Origin of the sequence: Thalassospira sp. ER-Se-21-Dark (assembly GCF_017922435.1) — a bacterium.
GTDB lineage: Bacteria > Pseudomonadota > Alphaproteobacteria > Rhodospirillales > Thalassospiraceae > Thalassospira.
The window spans coordinates 463558-480952 of record NZ_VDEZ01000002.1; the positions used below are offsets into that span (position 1 = coordinate 463558).

Annotated in this window: 15 protein-coding genes; 8 read left to right on the plus strand and 7 right to left on the minus strand. The window is 54.2% G+C overall.

Annotated features, from left to right (window positions below):
- Positions 1 to 16: 16 nt before the first annotated feature.
- The gene (locus FHI25_RS09820) at positions 17 to 1372 is read right to left on the minus strand and encodes a DnaJ domain-containing protein (protein WP_210517269.1); all 1356 of its coding nucleotides are present in this window, start codon (positions 1370 to 1372) and stop codon (positions 17 to 19) included.
- A gap of 182 nt (positions 1373 to 1554) precedes the next feature.
- Between FHI25_RS09820 and FHI25_RS09825 the strand changes: the two genes are divergently transcribed.
- Both FHI25_RS09825 and ykgO read left to right on the plus strand, forming a co-directional pair.
- The gene (locus tag FHI25_RS09825) at positions 1555 to 2613 is read left to right on the plus strand and encodes a methyltransferase domain-containing protein (RefSeq protein WP_246879023.1); all 1059 of its coding nucleotides are present in this window, start codon (positions 1555 to 1557) and stop codon (positions 2611 to 2613) included.
- 161 nt (positions 2614 to 2774) lie between these two features.
- Positions 2775 to 2900 (plus strand): type B 50S ribosomal protein L36, encoded by a 126-nt coding sequence (gene ykgO, locus FHI25_RS09830; protein WP_007090004.1) that lies wholly within the window; start codon positions 2775 to 2777, stop codon positions 2898 to 2900.
- A gap of 113 nt (positions 2901 to 3013) precedes the next feature.
- Here the strand turns inward: ykgO and FHI25_RS09835 are convergent, their stop codons facing one another.
- Both FHI25_RS09835 and FHI25_RS09840 read right to left on the minus strand, forming a co-directional pair.
- Positions 3014 to 4858: an adenylate/guanylate cyclase domain-containing protein gene (locus FHI25_RS09835; protein WP_246879024.1), complete on the minus strand. Its 1845-nt coding sequence runs from the start codon at positions 4856 to 4858 to the stop codon at positions 3014 to 3016.
- A gap of 46 nt (positions 4859 to 4904) precedes the next feature.
- Positions 4905 to 5342 carry an Lrp/AsnC family transcriptional regulator gene (locus tag FHI25_RS09840; protein ID WP_210517278.1) on the minus strand — a complete coding sequence of 146 codons (438 nt, stop codon included), beginning with the start codon at positions 5340 to 5342 and terminating at the stop codon, positions 4905 to 4907.
- 142 nt (positions 5343 to 5484) lie between these two features.
- Between FHI25_RS09840 and FHI25_RS09845 the strand changes: the two genes are divergently transcribed.
- The 4 genes from FHI25_RS09845 (at position 5485) to FHI25_RS09860 (ending at position 12613) form a co-directional block, all read left to right on the plus strand.
- Positions 5485 to 6591, plus strand: coding sequence for a saccharopine dehydrogenase C-terminal domain-containing protein (locus tag FHI25_RS09845; protein ID WP_282597585.1), 1107 nt, complete (start codon positions 5485 to 5487; stop codon positions 6589 to 6591).
- A gap of 292 nt (positions 6592 to 6883) precedes the next feature.
- A complete protein-coding gene (locus FHI25_RS09850) occupies positions 6884 to 9289 on the plus strand; it encodes a tetratricopeptide repeat protein (RefSeq protein ID WP_246879077.1) in 2406 nt (801 codons plus the stop codon).
- A 97-nt stretch (positions 9290 to 9386) separates the two neighbouring features.
- A complete protein-coding gene (locus FHI25_RS09855; protein WP_210517286.1) occupies positions 9387 to 10610 on the plus strand; it encodes an HlyD family efflux transporter periplasmic adaptor subunit in 1224 nt (407 codons plus the stop codon).
- A gap of 8 nt (positions 10611 to 10618) precedes the next feature.
- Positions 10619 to 12613: a glycosyltransferase gene (locus FHI25_RS09860; RefSeq protein ID WP_210517289.1), complete on the plus strand. Its 1995-nt coding sequence runs from the start codon at positions 10619 to 10621 to the stop codon at positions 12611 to 12613.
- 21 nt (positions 12614 to 12634) lie between these two features.
- Here FHI25_RS09860 and FHI25_RS09865 read toward each other — a convergent pair whose 3' ends face one another.
- The 3 genes from FHI25_RS09865 to FHI25_RS09875 form a co-directional block, all read right to left on the minus strand.
- On the minus strand, positions 12635 to 13138 hold the full coding sequence (locus tag FHI25_RS09865; RefSeq protein ID WP_210517292.1) for a universal stress protein: 504 nt from the start codon (positions 13136 to 13138) through the stop codon (positions 12635 to 12637).
- A gap of 229 nt (positions 13139 to 13367) precedes the next feature.
- A complete protein-coding gene (locus tag FHI25_RS09870) occupies positions 13368 to 14135 on the minus strand; it encodes a TIGR02186 family protein (protein ID WP_210517296.1) in 768 nt (255 codons plus the stop codon).
- Positions 14135 to 15058 (minus strand): sulfite exporter TauE/SafE family protein, encoded by a 924-nt coding sequence (locus FHI25_RS09875; protein WP_008890848.1) that lies wholly within the window; start codon positions 15056 to 15058, stop codon positions 14135 to 14137. Before FHI25_RS09875 ends, FHI25_RS09870 begins: the two co-directional genes overlap by 1 nt.
- 120 nt (positions 15059 to 15178) lie before the next feature.
- Between FHI25_RS09875 and FHI25_RS09880 the strand changes: the two genes are divergently transcribed.
- A complete protein-coding gene (locus tag FHI25_RS09880) occupies positions 15179 to 15430 on the plus strand; it encodes a sulfurtransferase TusA family protein (protein WP_063089936.1) in 252 nt (83 codons plus the stop codon).
- A gap of 41 nt (positions 15431 to 15471) precedes the next feature.
- Positions 15472 to 15963 (plus strand): GNAT family N-acetyltransferase, encoded by a 492-nt coding sequence (locus FHI25_RS09885; RefSeq protein ID WP_008890846.1) that lies wholly within the window; start codon positions 15472 to 15474, stop codon positions 15961 to 15963.
- A 31-nt stretch (positions 15964 to 15994) separates the two neighbouring features.
- Here FHI25_RS09885 and FHI25_RS09890 read toward each other — a convergent pair whose 3' ends face one another.
- Positions 15995 to 17389: a DUF2336 domain-containing protein gene (locus FHI25_RS09890; protein WP_210517301.1), complete on the minus strand. Its 1395-nt coding sequence runs from the start codon at positions 17387 to 17389 to the stop codon at positions 15995 to 15997.
- Positions 17390 to 17395: the final 6 nt, after the last annotated feature.

Genomic DNA, 17395 nt, shown 5'->3' on the forward strand with positions numbered 1-17395 from the left:
CTGATCGGGAAACCGGTCAGTCGCATTTGTTTTCAGCACACCACGCATCGCGGGCATCAGAACCATTTCCCGGCACCAGTGCGTCAAGGTTCACAAAGCCGTTTTCACCGATGCTGGTTTCGATTTCGATCCAGAATCCCTGACTGTCGCCGGCTACATAGACAGTTTCAAAGCGGGTCAGGCGGCGAATGATGGTGTCGTTGACACTTGGACCATCGCGCAGATTCAAAAGTTCGCGATCGACATAATAGGGCTCGCGTTCTTCACCAATCAGGTCCTTGACCTGACGGGTGATTTCCGTGCCTTGGCGGGCGACCAGTTCAGGGATGTCACGGGTGACAAATCCCTGGCCGGGGCCAAAGGCAATCAGGGCAGCAAAAATCAGCAAAAACAGTGGACTAAGATGGAGCAGCGCATCGAACATGCCCGCACGCTTCCACTCGTCACGAACGCGCCGTGCAGGTTGCCCGTCATCGAGGCGGCGCTGCGTTGCGCGCACCTGTTCAGCAAGGGCAGAGCGGTTCGACCCGATGAAATCAAGCGCCTGCATCAGAACTGCGCGCGCAAGCGGCTTGTTACCAGACCGTTCAAAGGCATTGGCCTGTGTAAACAGCATTTTGGCGTTGCCTTCCGGCGGGAAAGTGCCGCCGCGCATGTTGCCAATAATCGCCTTCCAGGCCGGTAAAAAGCTTTTCCAGCCCCAAAACCCGCGCAGCCACGTCTTGAAACTTGCCTTAAGTGCCATACGCTTTGCGCCCTTGGGGGCGAGGTTGGCTGTGATGGTTTCGATATTGCAGGAATTCAGGAAACCACGCACGACCTTGAATTCCACCTGACGCGGTTGGGCCGATACCACGCCGGTGACCGCGCACTGAATAAATCCTTGTGCGTTGGGTTCGGTCTTTTTGCCTTTGTGGCGACGCGCACCGGGATGAATGTTGCTTTTGCGTGCATTGGCCTTGGCCTGTTGTTCGCGGTAGGCCTGATTGGCGCGGGCAAATTTTTCCTCGGCAGTTTCCTTGGCTTTTTCCTGTTTGCGCCCTGCGCCAGCAAAGCCCTGTTTCTGGCGGTTCGCATTTTGCGCACCGGCTGCGTTCGGGCCATAAGCGGTCGATGTCCCGTTGCTGGCGGTACCGGACTTTTGGGCTCCCGAGGGCGCATTGCCAGATTGCTTGGGCGGTTTACGTTCGCCAATCAGGATTTCATAGGCTTCGGTAATGTCCTTGAACCTGTCCTCGGAGTCCGGGTCTGTGTTGCGGTCCGGATGAAATTCAAAGGCTAGTTTACGATAGGCCAGTTTGATTTCCTTTGCGCTCGCCCCCGGCGCAATGTTCAGCATGCGATAATAAATGCCGAGGTTATCGGTGTTCATGATGAATGAAAATTCCTGTCAGGCATGCTTGTCAGCGCAGTAATCCAGCAAACGACAATTTTATCGATTGTATTTCGCGGTGCAATCATATGCTGGAAATCTTAACACGTTGTCACTTTTGGCTAATTGCCATATTTTCAGGAATCGCAAGTGCACGCGATGCGAACAAACAGGTAAACGCCTTGAAACTGAAATTTTGGCAACGCAAGTCTGATGCGGATGGTGATGCGCCCGAAAAGGGCGGAGGTTCCGTTGGCGTCGCCCAAGGCGAGGCACCCGAATTCGAAATGCCGCCGGGACATCACCTTGATTTCGGCACGCGGTTGCGCGCGAAGTGGGAAGGGTACGACGATCCTGTTGAATACTACCTTCTGCAGCTTGAAATCGATGCCTATACCGACTGGTTGCGCAAGATGCGTGTCTGGCTTGCCCGTCCGGTCGAGCCGGAGCTGAGTGAACTTGCCCTCGATGACGAAATCGGTCGCTGGCCGCCGGACCGTATCCGGCTCTATGACAAACTGTTTGATCACGGGATCATGATGCCGGGCGGTCATGAATACGCCCTTGAGCTTGCCAAGCCGCTGGCACTTGATGAAACACTCAGTTGTCTTGAGATTGGTGCAAAGCTTGGCGGTGTGGCCCGCTTGCTGGCAGACCGTCTTGGCGTTTGGGTGACGGCATTAGAGCCGGACGGCGAGCTTGCACTTCTGGGCATGGAACGATCTGTTCAGGCCGGTGTTCAGAAGAGAGTCCCGGTTCAAACGCTTGACCCGCTTCAGCCGGAGCTTCGCAAGGGCTATTTCAACGTCGTTTATTCCTATGGCGAGCTTTATAAGATCCCGGAAAAGGAAACCTTTCTCAAAGCTTTGGCCGAAACGCTGCGCGACCATGGGCAGCTTTTGGTTACGGATTATGTTTTGACGCGTGACCTTGATGAAAATGAGTTGGCAAACTGGGCCAAACTTGAAGGCGAAGAGCTGTTTCCTTGGACAGCACAGGAGTACAAATCCCGTCTTGGTCAGCTGAAATTTGATATCCGTATTGCCAAGGATGAGTCGGAAACGCATCTGAAGCATATCAAACTGGCCTGGATGACGATGCTTTCAGACATCCAGAAAGCCGGTCTGGACCCCGATATCATGGATTATCTGGAGCCAGAGATGGAAATGTGGATGAATCGCGTAAAAATGCTTGAAAATGGCAGCCTGGCCTTTTATCGGTTCTACGCAACGATCAACTGAGTGCTCAGGTTTAAGATCCTGAGCCGAGACTGCTGCTGGCGACGCAGAGGGGATTTGTTCCACTTTCTGTCGCCGCAACCTGTTTTAGGTGTTGACAGGGGCATGTCGTACTTCTATTTTCCGGCTTCCTCGAAGGGGCCAAGTTTCTAAGGTTTAAGATTATGAAGATCCGGAACTCATTGAAATCCGCGAAGCTGCGGGAAAAAGGCTGCCGTATCGTGCGCCGCCGTGGCCGCGTATACGTGATCAATAAAAAGAACCCGCGTTTCAAGGCGCGCCAGGGTTAATTCCCGGTACCTTGTTCTAAGGTTTTACAAAACGCCGCATCGGTTTATCCAATGCGGCGTTTTGTTGTTTGTATTCCTGGAATGATGAAGGGGGCAGTGAATGCCCCCTTTGTTTATTTGTCGGGCCGGGTTGTAAACAGCTCTGTCGTGGTATGACGTCCGCGCAAAAGAACGTCACCTGCCTTGGCAACACGATCAGGATCAGCCAGCAGGTTACGGGTTGTCTCCGAGATCAGGATTTGTGTTCCGAGAACCTTGTTTTCCTGTTCAAGGCGAGACGCCGTATTGACGGCATCCCCGTGAACAGTGAATGACAGACGGGCTTTTGCGCCGACATTCCCGGCAACCATCGGGCCGGTATTCACACCACAGCGAACCTTTAACTCAAGACCTTCGAACTTGCGCTTTTCGACCTCGGCTTGCAGAGCAATCGCGCTATCGACAGCGGCATCTGCGTGGTTTTTTAGATCATCAAACACGTTATAGACTGCAAGGATCGCATCGCCCTGGAACTGGGTGATGATGCCGCCATGGCGTTCGATGATGTGCGTCGCACAGTCGAAATAGTCATTAAGCATCGCAATGATCTGTTTCGGATCAAGACTTTCGCACATCGATGTAAAGCCGACGATATCGACAAAAAGCACGGTGGCTTCGGAGGTTTGCGGCGGCAGGACACCAGAATCATTGCCCGATGCCAACAGCTTTTTGGCAATTGATTGCGGCACGAACTTACCAAACAGGCTGGTGATGCGTTCGCGGTCATGTACCGCCATCATCATGTGATTGAATGATCGCGCGGCGTCGTCATATTCGCGAATGCGGCTGCCTTTGAGTTGCGGCACATCGATTGATGCGATGTCTTCGTCTTCAAAGGCGCGCGCAGCACTGGCAAACCGGCGGATCGGCTTGGTGAAGTGTCGCGACAGGACGATGGCAACGATAACCGACAGGATAAAAACGGCACCGCCAAGAACAGAGGCCAGAACCAGTCGATCCCATTCATCGTCAAACAATTCCTGGTCAAAATACATGCCGATTACGACCGGTGAAATTGGCGCGGTTTGAACCTGGCGCGTGACGATCAGGTGATAGCGATCATTGTACTCAAGCCCCGAAAGGCGAATGCCGCTGTTGTGACGTTCGTCATCGGGATCAAGCCGGATGCTTTCGGATTTTCCGATGTTGGCAAGAACAGGGTCGCCAATGTCATGAATGGTGGGCAGGGGAATCGGGCTGCGTGCGATGTTGTTGCCATTGACCAGCTCGGTTGTTGTTTTTTCCCCCCAGTTGCGCAATCCCGGATGGGCCATGACCCGATTGCCACCAATCAGGACAAAGGGCGTGCCTGGCAAATCTTCGCGCCCGCGGATCAGGCTTTCAGACAGATTGGACAGTGACAGATACTGAATGAACGTTCCCAGATACTGCCCGTCATAAAACAGCGGTACCCAGCTTGTCAGGACGGTACGGTCAAAATAGGGGTCCCAACGCGGATAGCCCGTGCGGTTGCTGATAGGCCCGCGGATATGCGCAAGCTCGGAAAACAGCATGTCGTTTTCGGGCAGGGTTCTTCGAATGTCACTCATGTCTTCGGGATTAAAGCCGATAAATTCGCGTTCCCCGGTCACTAGCCCATAGGCCATGACACCCATGTCTGCCGCCGCAAGGGCGCGCATTGTGCTGGTCCAGCCATATTGAAAACTTGGATCAAGTGCGCCGCTGGCGACCTGTTCTGCGACCCAGTCAGAACGTTGTTCGACCTCGTCCATGCGTTCATGCATGGTGCGCTGCACCGATGTCAGGTCAATATCAGCCAGCATCACCCACAGATTGCGGGTGTTTTCATAGGCCGTTCCAAGACCGACATAAAGGGATAGTCCGACGCCAAAGACACTGGTGGCGATAAAACCGGCAAGCAGTACAGAAAGGACTGAATATCTGCGTTTTGATTTCAATCGGTTTTCTTCCAGAAAAGAGGTTTTCCCCAACCCCGCGCCGATCTTAGCGGCGATCGAACTTTGTTGAAAGGATGATTGAGCTTGATGTGCGTTTTATCCCCGACATTTCCCCGATCCGGTCAAGCACGCCATCAAGTTCTTCGGGCGTGTTTGCGGCGACCTCGGCAATCAGGTCATATTCGCCTGAAACCGCAAGGCATCGAATGCAGTGCGGGACTTTTTGAAGGGCGCCCACGACACCTGCCGACTGTTTTTGTTCAAGCTGTATCAGGACTTCTGCCAGCAAGACGGGCTTTGCCACATCGCCAAGCTGAACGGTGTAACCCTTGATAACTTCTGCCTTTTCAAGGCGCTCCAACCTTTCCTGAACGGCACTGCGTGACAGACCGACTTCGCGCGCAAGGGCAGCGGTAGGCATGCGGGCATTTTCCTGCAGGCGTGCGATCAGTTGGCGGTCAACTTCATCAATCTGACGTTTCATCGGTTTTACCCATTAAAATGACGGGGTTTTATTGTGTTTTGACAGTATTGCCGGGTTGAAAGCGTTCGTCCAGCAGCGGAACATTATGACGGTAAAAACAAAAACATGATCAGGGCAGGTGCGACATCGACGGTGAAGGTGTCTGCTCGTTCGGGAGTTAGAGAAAATGAAAAAGATTTTAATCCTCGGCGCCGGGAAAATTGGTCGCATTGCTGCGGTGATGCTCAATGAAAGTGGCGATTATGCGGTGACGCTGGCCGATGCCAGTGGTGAAATGCTGGAAATCTGTGCCGAAGACAACGCAGCTACCTTGGTAAAAGTTGATGTCACGGATGAGGCCGCACTCACCGATGTTGCCAAAGGGCATGATGCGATCCTGTCGACATGCCCGTTCTTTTTGAATGTGGCGATTGCCCGTGTCGCACGCGCGGTTGGGGCATCCTATTTTGACGTTACCGAAGATGTCGAAACCACCCGCGCCATTCGGGAAGTTTCCAAAGGTGCGCAATGTGCTTTCGTGCCGCAATGTGGTTTGGCACCGGGATTTATTTCCATCGCGGCTCATGACTTGTTCAATCGGTTCGATCACGTAAACAAGCTTCGTTTGCGCGTCGGGGCTTTGCCGCAAAATCCGACCAACCGTTTGAAATATAACCTGACCTGGTCGACTGACGGGCTGATCAACGAGTATCTGAACCCGTGCGAAGCGATCTTGAATGGCAAGCGGGTCGAAGTGCTGCCCCTCGAAGGATATGAGCGCTTTACCATCGACGGTACGGAGTATGAGGCCTTCAATACATCGGGTGGCGTGGGCGCACTGTGTGATATGCTTGAAGGCAAGGTTGACAACCTTGATTACAAAACCGTGCGGTATCCGGGGCATCAGGAAATTCTTAAAATCCTGATCGAGGACCTCAGACTGGGTGAACGTCCGGAGATGATGAAGGAAATCTTCGAAAATGCCCTGCCAGTCACCAAACAGGACGTGATCGTGATCTTTGCCGATGCTGTCGGCACGCGGCGCGGGGAACTTTGTGAAGAGAGCTTTATTCGCAAGGTCCATGGCACGCGTGTTGGTGATATGGACTGGTCAGCGATCCAGATTACAACATCGGCCGGATTGTGTGCTGTGATGGATATGGTTTTGACCGGTAAATTGCCCGCAACCGGGTACGTCCGACAAGAAGAAGTCAGGCTGGAAGATTTTCTGGCAAACCGGTTTGGTCGATACTACAGCCACGCTGGTTGAGTGCGCCCAACGACCTGCATTTGATATTTTGTACCGAAACCCTCCGGAAGAAATTCCGGAGGGTTTCTTTATTTTTCAATTCTGTATTAGGGGAAAGTTTTCCTGATTTCTTAGAAAAAGGTGTTCTTGCAATCGGTTAGAGAAGCGATGACTTCGCCGTCATGAATTGTTTTGAAAAATTCCATCAAGGACGTGGTTTGTTAACGGTTGGACCTTATGGTGGGACGAAATCTGCTTTCTCTTGGGTAATAGGTATTCCTTGTCTGATTTTGCCGACATCTACCGTTCTGCATTGAACCTGTATGAGGCAGGCCGATACGCAGAGGCAGAAGAATCCTGTCAGCGAATGATCCGATCATTCCCACAGGCCGCAGAGGCAATGCATCTGGCCGGTCTCGTTGCGATGCGCCACGGTAATCAGTCCCTGGCAGCAGAGCGTATGGGCCGTGCCGCCATTGCCGATGCCAATAGTGCAGAAATTCAGCATGACCACGCGCAGGCCCTTAAGGCCATCGGCAAATTGCGCGACGCCGTTGGCGCGTTCAAGCGGGCCATCCGTCTGTGCCCGGATGCCCCGGCACTTTATTGCAATATCGCCAACACCTATCGCCAGCTTGATGAACTTGAAGATGCGCGGGAAAATTATGAACGCGCGCTCGAACTGGCCCCGGATGTCGCCGAAATTCATGCCAATTATGCCGCCTGCCAATATGCGATGGGCGATATCGAAGGTGCTGAAGCGTCCTGTTTGACCGCGCTTAAGATGCGCGACGACATCGTCAATGCATTGGTTCTGATCGGCCAAATTCGCCTGGATCAGGGGCGCACAGTTTCCGCAAGCGAACCGTTGCGCCGTGCGCTATCGCTTGAACCCGGTCATCCACGCGCACTAACCGCCTATGGCGATGCACTTTTCCAACTGGGTCAATTTGCCGGTGCGCAACATTGCCTGCGACAGGTGCTTGCCCTTGATCCGGATGACGCCAAGGCACGCAGGACGCTTGCGTTGCTTAATTTGCGCGTCGGGCAGGGGCTTGAGGCGATTGGGGCACTTGAGCCACTATTGGCCCACAGTCCGGAAGATCCGCAATTACTGTTGATGATGGGCGAGGCGCTTAGCCTTGTTGGCCGTCATGGTGAGGCCGTTGAACAGTTTGGCGCAGCCATCGGGGCCGGTGGTGGTGATGACGCGGTTTTCCGTCTTGCCGTCGAGCTGGCCGAAGAAGGGGATACAGGCTCCGCGCAATCGGTCCTGCAAAGCGGGATAGATCGCAAAATTGCCGCGGGCGAGAATACCGCGCTATTCCGCACAGCACGCCGTTTGTTGTTTGCCCCCGTGCCGACCGATCTTGCCGCCCAGAATGATGAAGTCGTGCGTGATCTTCTTGATGATACGCTTGATGAAGACGCACTTGAGCCAGACCTTGAATTTGTTGGTTCTGACCGGATCAATCCCATTGTTCTGACCCGCTTTCCGCCGGTCTGGCGCGCCGCATTGCGCCCGGAAGGGGACAAGCAGTTACGCGCGGTTGGTCATTACTGGGAACGTCTGGTGTCCGGTTATGACGTGCCAGAAGTCAGTGCGTCTGCTACACGGCTCGGTGGGAAAATCCGCATCGGCATCGTTTCGGCCAATATGTGTGATAATGGCGTAGGGCGTTGGATCGAAGGCCTTGCCGAGGCGATTGATCGCGACCGGTTTGATGTGACAATCATTCGTCCGCCGACGGGCGAAGACGACATTACCGCCCGCATTGACGAACATGCCGACCTTGTCGTGCCATTACCGCTTGATCCGTTGCATTCGGCACGGGTGATTGCCGGGCTTGGTCTTGATGTTCTGCATTATGTCGATCCACAGGCCGATGCCTATACGATGTTGCTGGCAAGCTGGCGCTTGGCGCCGCTTCAGATTTCAGGTGGCGGGATTGCCGCGACCAGCGGTCTTTCCAACATTGATTATCATCTGATCGCCGAGGATTGGGAAACAGCCGGCGGTGAAAAGCGGTTCAGCGAGAAGCTGGTGCGCCTTCCGGGCTTGTTTGTGAATGCCAGCCCGCCAGAACCTGTCGAGATGTCGACAACAGAGTTGCAGCGGCGATGGCGTTTGGCACAAGACCGCAATACCTATTTGTGCCCGCAGCCGCTTGATGTCCTGACGGCCGAGTTTGATCCGTTGATTGCCGAAATCTTGCGGTTGGATGAAACCGCAGAACTTCTGTTGATTGCGCCGGAACGCGATAGCTGGGATGCGGCATGGGGGCGCCGCTTTGCCATCAATCATGCCGATGTTGCCGGTCGGATGCGGTTTGTGAATGTGCGCAACCGGTCCGATTTGTTGTCGCTTCTATGTGCTGTGGATGTCGTGCTTGAAAGTCCGGCATGGAATGATGCGATGCTGGCCTTTGATTGTCTGGGGCTTGGTGTGCCGCTTGTTACCTTGCCGGGGAATGCGGCGCGATCCCGGCGCAGCCATACCTGTTATCGCCAGATATCGGTCTTTGATTGCGTTGCCTATCATTCGGCCGATTTTGTCGACACGGCCCTTACGCTCGCGACCGATAAACGCCGTCGCTCGGTCGTTTCGCACGCCATCAAGAGCCGGTCGCACATTCTGTTTGGCCAGAAATCATCCTTTGATGCCTATATGCAGTTTCTTGACCGATCAATCGCACTGCCGGCCGATAAAGTGATTTAATTTCCGATAGATAACCTTGAAACGATCCAATCGACTCACAAATTCTAAGGTGATGTTTGTATATGGCAGTGATGCCAGACCCGGTTGAGGTAGTTTTATGGCCTTGCGTTTTTCCAAGGGGCAGATTGTCCGTCTGACTGTCGCCTTGGCTATTGTCGTTATTGCGATCTGGCAACTCGCACCACTTACCGTTTCTGATATTCGCCCGAACGGCGTTGTGAATGCCAAATTGGTGACCATTCAGGCACCGATCAGTGGTCAGCTTGTTCGCGCAATCCCCGACGTCGGAGAGCCCGTTTCGGCCGGGTCGATTGTGACAAGAATAACTGACGATACCGAACCCCAGGCGCTGCTTACCCAGCTTGATGGTGAATATCAACTGCTGCGGTCGCGAAAAACGGCATTGGTTGAAAAGCTGTCGACCCTGAATGGCCTGCGCCGCGAACTGGGCGAGCGCGTCCGTGAAATGGTGACGGGCTCGATGGAAAGCCTGCATTACAAAATGCTTGAGGCAGCGGCCCGCCAGAAAGGCTGGATGTCGGTCGTCAAGGAACGTGATTTGAGCCTCGCACGGCAGAAAACCCTGTTGGCGGATGGTCATGTTGCCAAGGCGCGCGTGGAAGAGGCCGAAAGCCTGCTTGAACAGGCACAGCAAGAGGTCGAGCGCGCACGCGCCGATGAAGAACGTTACCGCAAGGAATCCGGGGCGCTTGAAAAAGGTGTCTTTGTCGGGGACGGGCAAAATGATGTGCCATATTCCCAGCAGCGTCTTGACGAAGTCGTTCTTGCGATTGCCGATCTGAATGTTCAGCTGACCGAAACCAATGGTCGCATGGCATCCCTTGAAAAGCAGCTCCGCGATGAAAGCGCGCGTGCGGGGCGGCGCGAGTCCATGCTGGTGCGCAGCCCGATTGACGGGTTGATATGGCGGCGCATGGCAACAGAACTTGCGACGGTTACCAAAAACAATGACTTGGCAAAAATTCTGGATTGTTCGGACATTCGCATTGAGGTGCCGGTCGATGAAAGCCTGTCTGATCGGATGGAAATTGGGGCGGTTGTTTCGGTTCGCCTGCAAGGATCACCCGAAACGTTTGAAGGGATCATCAGCGGCGTGATCGGCACCCGTGCGGTATCGCCGGAACTTGAATATGCAGCCTTGCCGCCGTTGCTTAAGAAGGATGAAGTCCTTCTGGTCGTCAATATTCCCGATTCCGGCTTTGAAGATCGCCCCGAGACCTTCTGTAATGTCGGTCGTCGCGCCGAAGTCAGCATTCCAAGCCGACTTCATAGCTGGTTTGGCGAGAGCGACCCGTCATAATGAACGCGATGGCGCAATTTGCACCGCTGGCACTTGTTGTCGGTGTCATGATGCTGGCATCACCCTTTCTGCGTCGTGACCGGTTATGGGCGCGTTGGCTGGTTGTGTTTTTCCTGATCGCGCTGATTGCGCGGTATTTGCCGTGGCGGATCACCGAAACAGTTTTGCCAGCCGACCTCACCACGTTTCAGGGCTGGTGGGTTGTTTTCCTGTTTGCGATTGAAATCGTGTTTTTGTGTGACATGCTGCGTCAGTCGCTTATTCACTGCAAAATTGTCAATCGCAGTGCCGAAGCAGATCAGGCCTGTGCCAGACTGTCCGCCCGGCCAGTCGAAAGCTGGCCAAGCGTCGATGTCTTCATTCCGAGTTACAATGAACCGCTTGATGTACTTGAACGCAGCATTGTCGGCGCGTTGGCCATTGATTACCCGAACAAGACTGTCTGGGTGCTTGATGACGGTAAGCGGGGCTGGTTGCGTGATTTTTGCCAAGAAAAGGGGGCCAAGTACCTAACACGCAAGGACGGGACCCATGCCAAGGCCGGTAATGTTAATAACGGGCTGGCACATTCCAGTGGTGACCTTGTCTGTATTTTCGATGCAGATTTCGTGGCCTATCGCCACTTCCTGAAACGCGTGGTCGGGTTTTTCGAGGATCCGACAATTGGCATCGTCCAGACGCCACAGCATTTCTTCAACAAGGACCCGATGCAGCGCAATCTTTGGATTGCTGATCGGTGGCCGGATGAACAAAGGCTGTTCTTTGATCACATTGCGCCGTCGGTTGATGCATGGGATTCAATGTTTTGCTGCGGATCTTGCATGGTCATGCGGCGCAAGGCGCTTGATGCCATCGGCGGTGTGCCGACCGCGTCCATCACCGAAGATATCCTGACCTCGCTTGAGATGCTGCGCGAAGGCTATCGCACCCGTTACCTCAATGAAAAACTGTCTATCGGTCTTGCGGCCGAGAGTCTTCTGGCGTTCCACACCCAGCGCGAACGTTGGTGTCAGGGCGGTATCCAGACATTGTTTTTAAAGGCGGGGCCGCTGGGGCCGGGGCTTTCGCTTTGGCAGCGGATATTGCTGTTTCCGATCTATTGGGTGTTTCATATCCCGGCGCGCTTGCTGGTGATCATGATCCCGATCTTTTATTTCTGGTTTGGCCTGCAACCGCTTGAAAATGCCCGAAGTTGGGAAATTTTCTATTGGCAGTTGCCGGTTTTGATTGGCGGATGGGCAACGGCGATGTGGCACAATGGCAGGCAAGCCTATCCCATCGTCAATGAAGGGCCAGCGGTGCTGGTATCCCTCAGGCTGTTTCCAATTGTCGTATCATCTTTGATCCGGCCATTCGGGCGCCCGTTCAAGGTGACACCAAAGGGATCCCAGTCCGGGGTGGGGAACTCCAGGACTGAGGCAATAATTCTCGGCGTGCTGTTCGTTTTGACGATTGGCGGGTTCTTTTACAACATCAACACAGACATCCGGATCATCGATAACGCCGATTTTCTGCTTGTTGGGGGATTATGGGCCGTAATCAATTCGCTGACATTGCTTGTTGCGATTTTGATTTGCTTTGAAAGCCCGGTACAGCGCCAGCAGGAACGATTCCCGACCAGCTTGCAGGCAAAGATTACGGCCAACAGTGACGATGACCCGCTTGATATGACGATCATCGATATGTCATTGGGCGGCGCACGCGCGATGTGCCCTGCAACGGGCATTGATCGTGACAGGTTCCAGAAGGGGGCATTAATCAAGCTCGATGCCGAAGAACTGCCACCGCTGGACGCCAAATTGGCGCGTGTCTTTGTGAATGATCAGAAACAGCTTGTCCTGACACTCGATTTCACGCCGGAGCCCGCCGGCGAAGTGCGCGATGCGTTGATCCGTGTGCTTTACACGACCGGGATCGATAACGCGTCAAAACCGGCAGGCAGTTTTGCGCTTTGGGGCGCGTTGTTGCGCCGGATTTTCGGACGTGGTCCTGTCAAAAGCTAGGACGCCGATGACGGGTTGAGGTTAGCTCAACACGTCAATGTCGGCTTCGGAGAGGGCCGCTGGCACAATGGTCAGTGGCAGGCGCAACTGACCGACGGTGTCGCTTTTGGTCAATGCCGTAATCAGTGGGCCGGGGCCTTCACTTGTCGTGCCTGCGGCAAGGACCAGAATGGAAATCTGTTCTTCTTCGTCAAGAAGGTTCAACAATTCGTCCTTGAGACGTCCTTCGCGGATGAACAGAAGCGGCATGCTGCCGGTTTGTTCATGGACGTAGGCCGCAAGCTCGTTCACGCGGGATTCCGCCTCGTCACGGGCTTCTTCCTTCATCAGATCGCCAACCGCCATCCAGTGCTGGAACTCGGCCGGTTCAATGACGCTGAGAAGGGCGACACGACCGCCGGTATGTTGTGCGCGACGGCAGGCATAACGCAATGCCTTGGTCATCTCATCGCTGTCATCCACGACAACAAGAAATGTCCTGTTCGAAGTCGCACGAAGTTCCTGATCGGCATCAAAAGAAGGCATATGGGTTCTCTGAACAGTTGCACTCAACCGCTGCGACACTGAACAGATGTGGGACTGTTGTTACGAGCGGACAGTCAAATTGTGCCGCAACTCAATGCCGGTTTCCAAGTGATTTTTGGTAATAGCGACAAAGATTTATGCGTTGCGTTATTGATTGAGGTAATGCTGCGGCTGCGAAGTCGCAAGGACCCGGAATGCGCGTTTTGAGGGTGAGCAGGCCGGCACGCTGTTAGCGTTTGCGGAATACGACACTGGCAATCCAGCCCGCAACCACGGCGATGATCACGGCAATAATGCCGTAAAGGGCCGAGTAACGATGGGCGAACTCATAAACCTCGGCACTGATGCCGGTTTTTGAAACAACCAGTGGTGTGGTTTTGACGCTGGCAACACGGCCATCCCGGATCAGATACACGTTGATGGTGTAGGTTCCCGTCGGGGTATTGGCCGGAAAATGGATATCAGTTCGAAACAGCTGATTGGACAGAAAACTGATTTTGGCCGGACGTTCTCCAAACAGACCCGCACCTTGCATATTGCGCACCAGCGCCTCGCGATAGACTTTCTGATCATCATCGCTCAGCGTGCTTTCGCCTATAAAGCGCTGATTTTGAAGGCCAATGCGGTAATCGAGCAAGACTTCGGGGGATGCGATGATGTCCATCGGACGGTTTGATGCGCTGGCATAATAGGCTGGCACGTTCTTATAGCGTGCGCTTTCGCTGTTGACCCAAATGCCGACTTTGCGCTCTTTTTTTCGGACCACCATGTCCTGATCCGGGCCACGCACCGTGACGACGACGTCACCTTCTTCTTCGACCGCGCCAAACAACAGCACGTTGGTGCCGGTAAAGCCGGTGGTGATGGCCACAAGATGGTTCGACAAATCGACGACCAGCGGATCAGCCGACGCCTTTTTGGGGCCAGCCCCGATACTCAAAAGCGGCAGCGCCAAGGCAATCATAAATGCGACCCGAATGGCTGAGGGTACTATCATCACAGATCCCCCGGCATGACGGAATAAAGGTCGCTTGGAGTAATCACCAGATCAAACAGAAGCTTCAGGCAGACCGACAAAACCAAAAGGCCGAGCAGGGCACGAAGATGTTCCGCCTTCAGGCGGGAGCCAAACTGCGCACCAAACTGTGCGCCGATTACGCCGCCAATCAGCAACAGGATGGCAAGGGCGACATCAACCGTCTGTGTTTGCACTGATTGCAGGAAGGTGACGTTGGCCGTGACAAAGATGATCTGAAACAGCGATGTGCCAATGACAACGCCGGTCGGCATGCCCAACAGATAGATCATGGCTGGCACCATCACGAAGCCGCCACCAACGCCCATCAATGCGGTCAGCATGCCAACAAAGAAGCCAACGGCAAGTGGCAACAGGGCGCTGATATAAAGCCCGGAGCGATAAAACCGCATCTTCAAGGGCAGGCCGTGGATAAAGCTGTGTTGATGTTTTTTGGATCGGCGGATTTGGCCGCCGCGACGCCGGGTACGGAAAATGGCGCGCGTGGCTTCAAACAGCATCATACCGCCAATGATACCAAGGAAGATCACGTAGCAGAGCGAAATGACAAGATCGATCTGACCAAGTGACCGCAACCAGGCAAACACCCAGACACCGACGGTCGACCCGACAATACCGCCTGCCAGAAGAACCAGACCCATTTTAAGGTCGACATTGCCGCGCTTCCAGTGGGCGAACACACCCGATACAGAAGATGCCACGATCTGGTTCGCAGCAGTTGCCACGGATACGGCCGGGGGAATACCATAAAAAATCAAAAGCGGCGTAATCAGAAAGCCGCCACCAACGCCAAAAAGACCCGACAAGAAGCCGACCCCGCCGCCCAGTCCCAAGATCAGAAATATATTTACCGATATCTCGGCAATCGGGAGATAGATTTGCATCGCGGGCGGGCTAACAGCGTTTGATTGATTGTTGTGGTTCAGTCTAACATATTGTGCAAATGCAACAATCGCCAATTGCCGCTATATCGGACCGGTTTCGTATTTTTTATAAGGTTTCTTATGTCGACATCTTCAAGTGGTCCCCATGATGCAATTCTCGACGCGCGCGGACTGATGTGCCCGATGCCCGTTCTGAAGGCAAAAAAAGCACTGCGTGACGTCAAGGATGGCGGGATTCTACAAGTCCTTGCGACCGATCCCGGTTCTGTCGCCGATATGAAAGCCTTTTGCGAGATGACCGGTAATCGCCTGATATCGTCTGAACAGGACGAAGATGTCTTTATCTATCACATTGAAAAATCCGGTACCTGACACCGGGTTTTAAAGCGCCCCACACGATGAAAGTTCCCTGAATGTCGCCAACCCCACCTAATCTGACTTGGCTGGATTGTGATTTTGATGATCTGTCCGCGCGCCACGTGCACAGCCTTTTGAAGCTTCGCCAGCAGATTTTCATTATTGAGCAGACCTGCATATTTCCCGACATAGACGGGCTTGATCCGCGATGCAGGCACATTGTCGCCTACGAGGGTGACGATGTTCTGGCTGCGGCCCGTATCGTTGCACCGGGCATTGATCCCGACCATGCAGAACAAGGTGACCGTCCCGCAATTGGGCGCGTTGTTACCAGCGATCGTTTACGCGGGCAGGGCATTGGCCGCGAAGTGATGCGCCGTGCGATTGAGGTTTGTGAAAAGCAGTTTGCAGGCAAACCGATCTATCTGAACGGGCAGCTATATCTTCGAGGTTTCTACGAAAGCCTAGGCTTCGTGCAATTTGGCGATGAATATGACGAAGACGGTATCGCCCATATCAGCATGGAACGCCCGGCAAACCTGAAATAGGTCCGCCTGAAGTGATTAATAGCGGCGCACCTTAGCGTGCGCCGCTGGTCGCCATGCCGGTGAAGAATTCAAGCTGCCAATTCATGTCATCCTCGCTTAGCGGATATTGATTGCCGCTGCGGGGATTAAGTGTCTGGCTCGGCGGGACGTGACCAAGCTTGACCTGAATTTTTACCGCGAGGTCAGCAGGAAGACCGGCCTTCCATGCAAGCGACACAACGCCTTTTGCCGAATGGGTGTTCAGCACCTTTGATACGGCGTCGGGCGAAATTCCAGCCAGAACGGCCAGCGATGCGCGGGCAAATTTGACATCGTTTGCCGCCAGCGCCTTTGCCACTTCCTGATCGGTCAGCTTTTTCTTGGCATGCATGGCCAGTGCCTTCTCAAAGGCAGGTTCGCCTTCCTCTTCGTCACCGTCTTCTGCGACCACGCCTTTTTTGTCAGACTTCGGTTCTGCCTTGTCGGACGGTTTGGCTTTGTCCTTGTCAGCCTTGATCTTTTTCGCATCGGTCGCAACGTCGTCGCGCTTTTCGAACTCGCCAGATGCGATACGGCGCTGAACGACTTCGCGGACCGCTTCAAGTTGGTCTTTCTTGAGGTCTTTGCGGCGTTCCAGCACACTGATCAGATTTTCGGCGACAAAGCGCGCCAGTTTTCCGGCCGCAGTCGGTGTCAGGGTTGGGCGTTTGACAAGCGGTTCGTGCCATTCCGGGTAATCCGGGGCGCGATCAATCAGTTGATCAAGCGTTTCTTCGCGGATCTGTGCAGACTTGTTGCCAAGCAGATGGGAAATTGCATCCTTGTCACTGCTTGCGGCAATGGCATCGGCAAGCTTTTCACCAACGTTTCTGCGACGCGACACAAAGCTGAGCGCACCACGACCAGAGCTGCCCTCAATGATTTCAAGCAGATCTTCCTCGGTCAGAACCGGCGAATATTGCAGGACCGGGCCGGATACGACACTTTCGGCGTCGCGTGCAAGCTGCTGAATGATTGGCTGCGGGGCGTCAGCAATGTCTTTGAGGGTTTCTGAGATCACTTGGCGGACATGAACAGCCTGGTCACGCACAAGCTTGTCGAGCGCCTCGTAAGTCATGCGGCGCAGTTTATCCGTCTCGTGGGCGGTCAGGCCAGCAGAGAGATGCGCGATTTTTTCCGCCAGACTGCCACGGACACTGTCATCGCTGTCATCGGTCAGAAGGACGTCGGCCTGAACCGGGGTTGCCTGGTTGGCGGCAATGTGACGACGAACGGAAGAATCGTGGTCAGTGGCGAGGAAATACAGGATTTCGGGCCGGGTATCATGGCGTTGTGCCAGTTTGCCGCGAACATCTGCATCCGGGCTTGCCGCCATTTCCTTGGCTTCATCATAGGTGATCGGCGTTTCGCTTCGCTTGGTAAATACCCGCTGCAAAAATCCCTTCATCGGGCA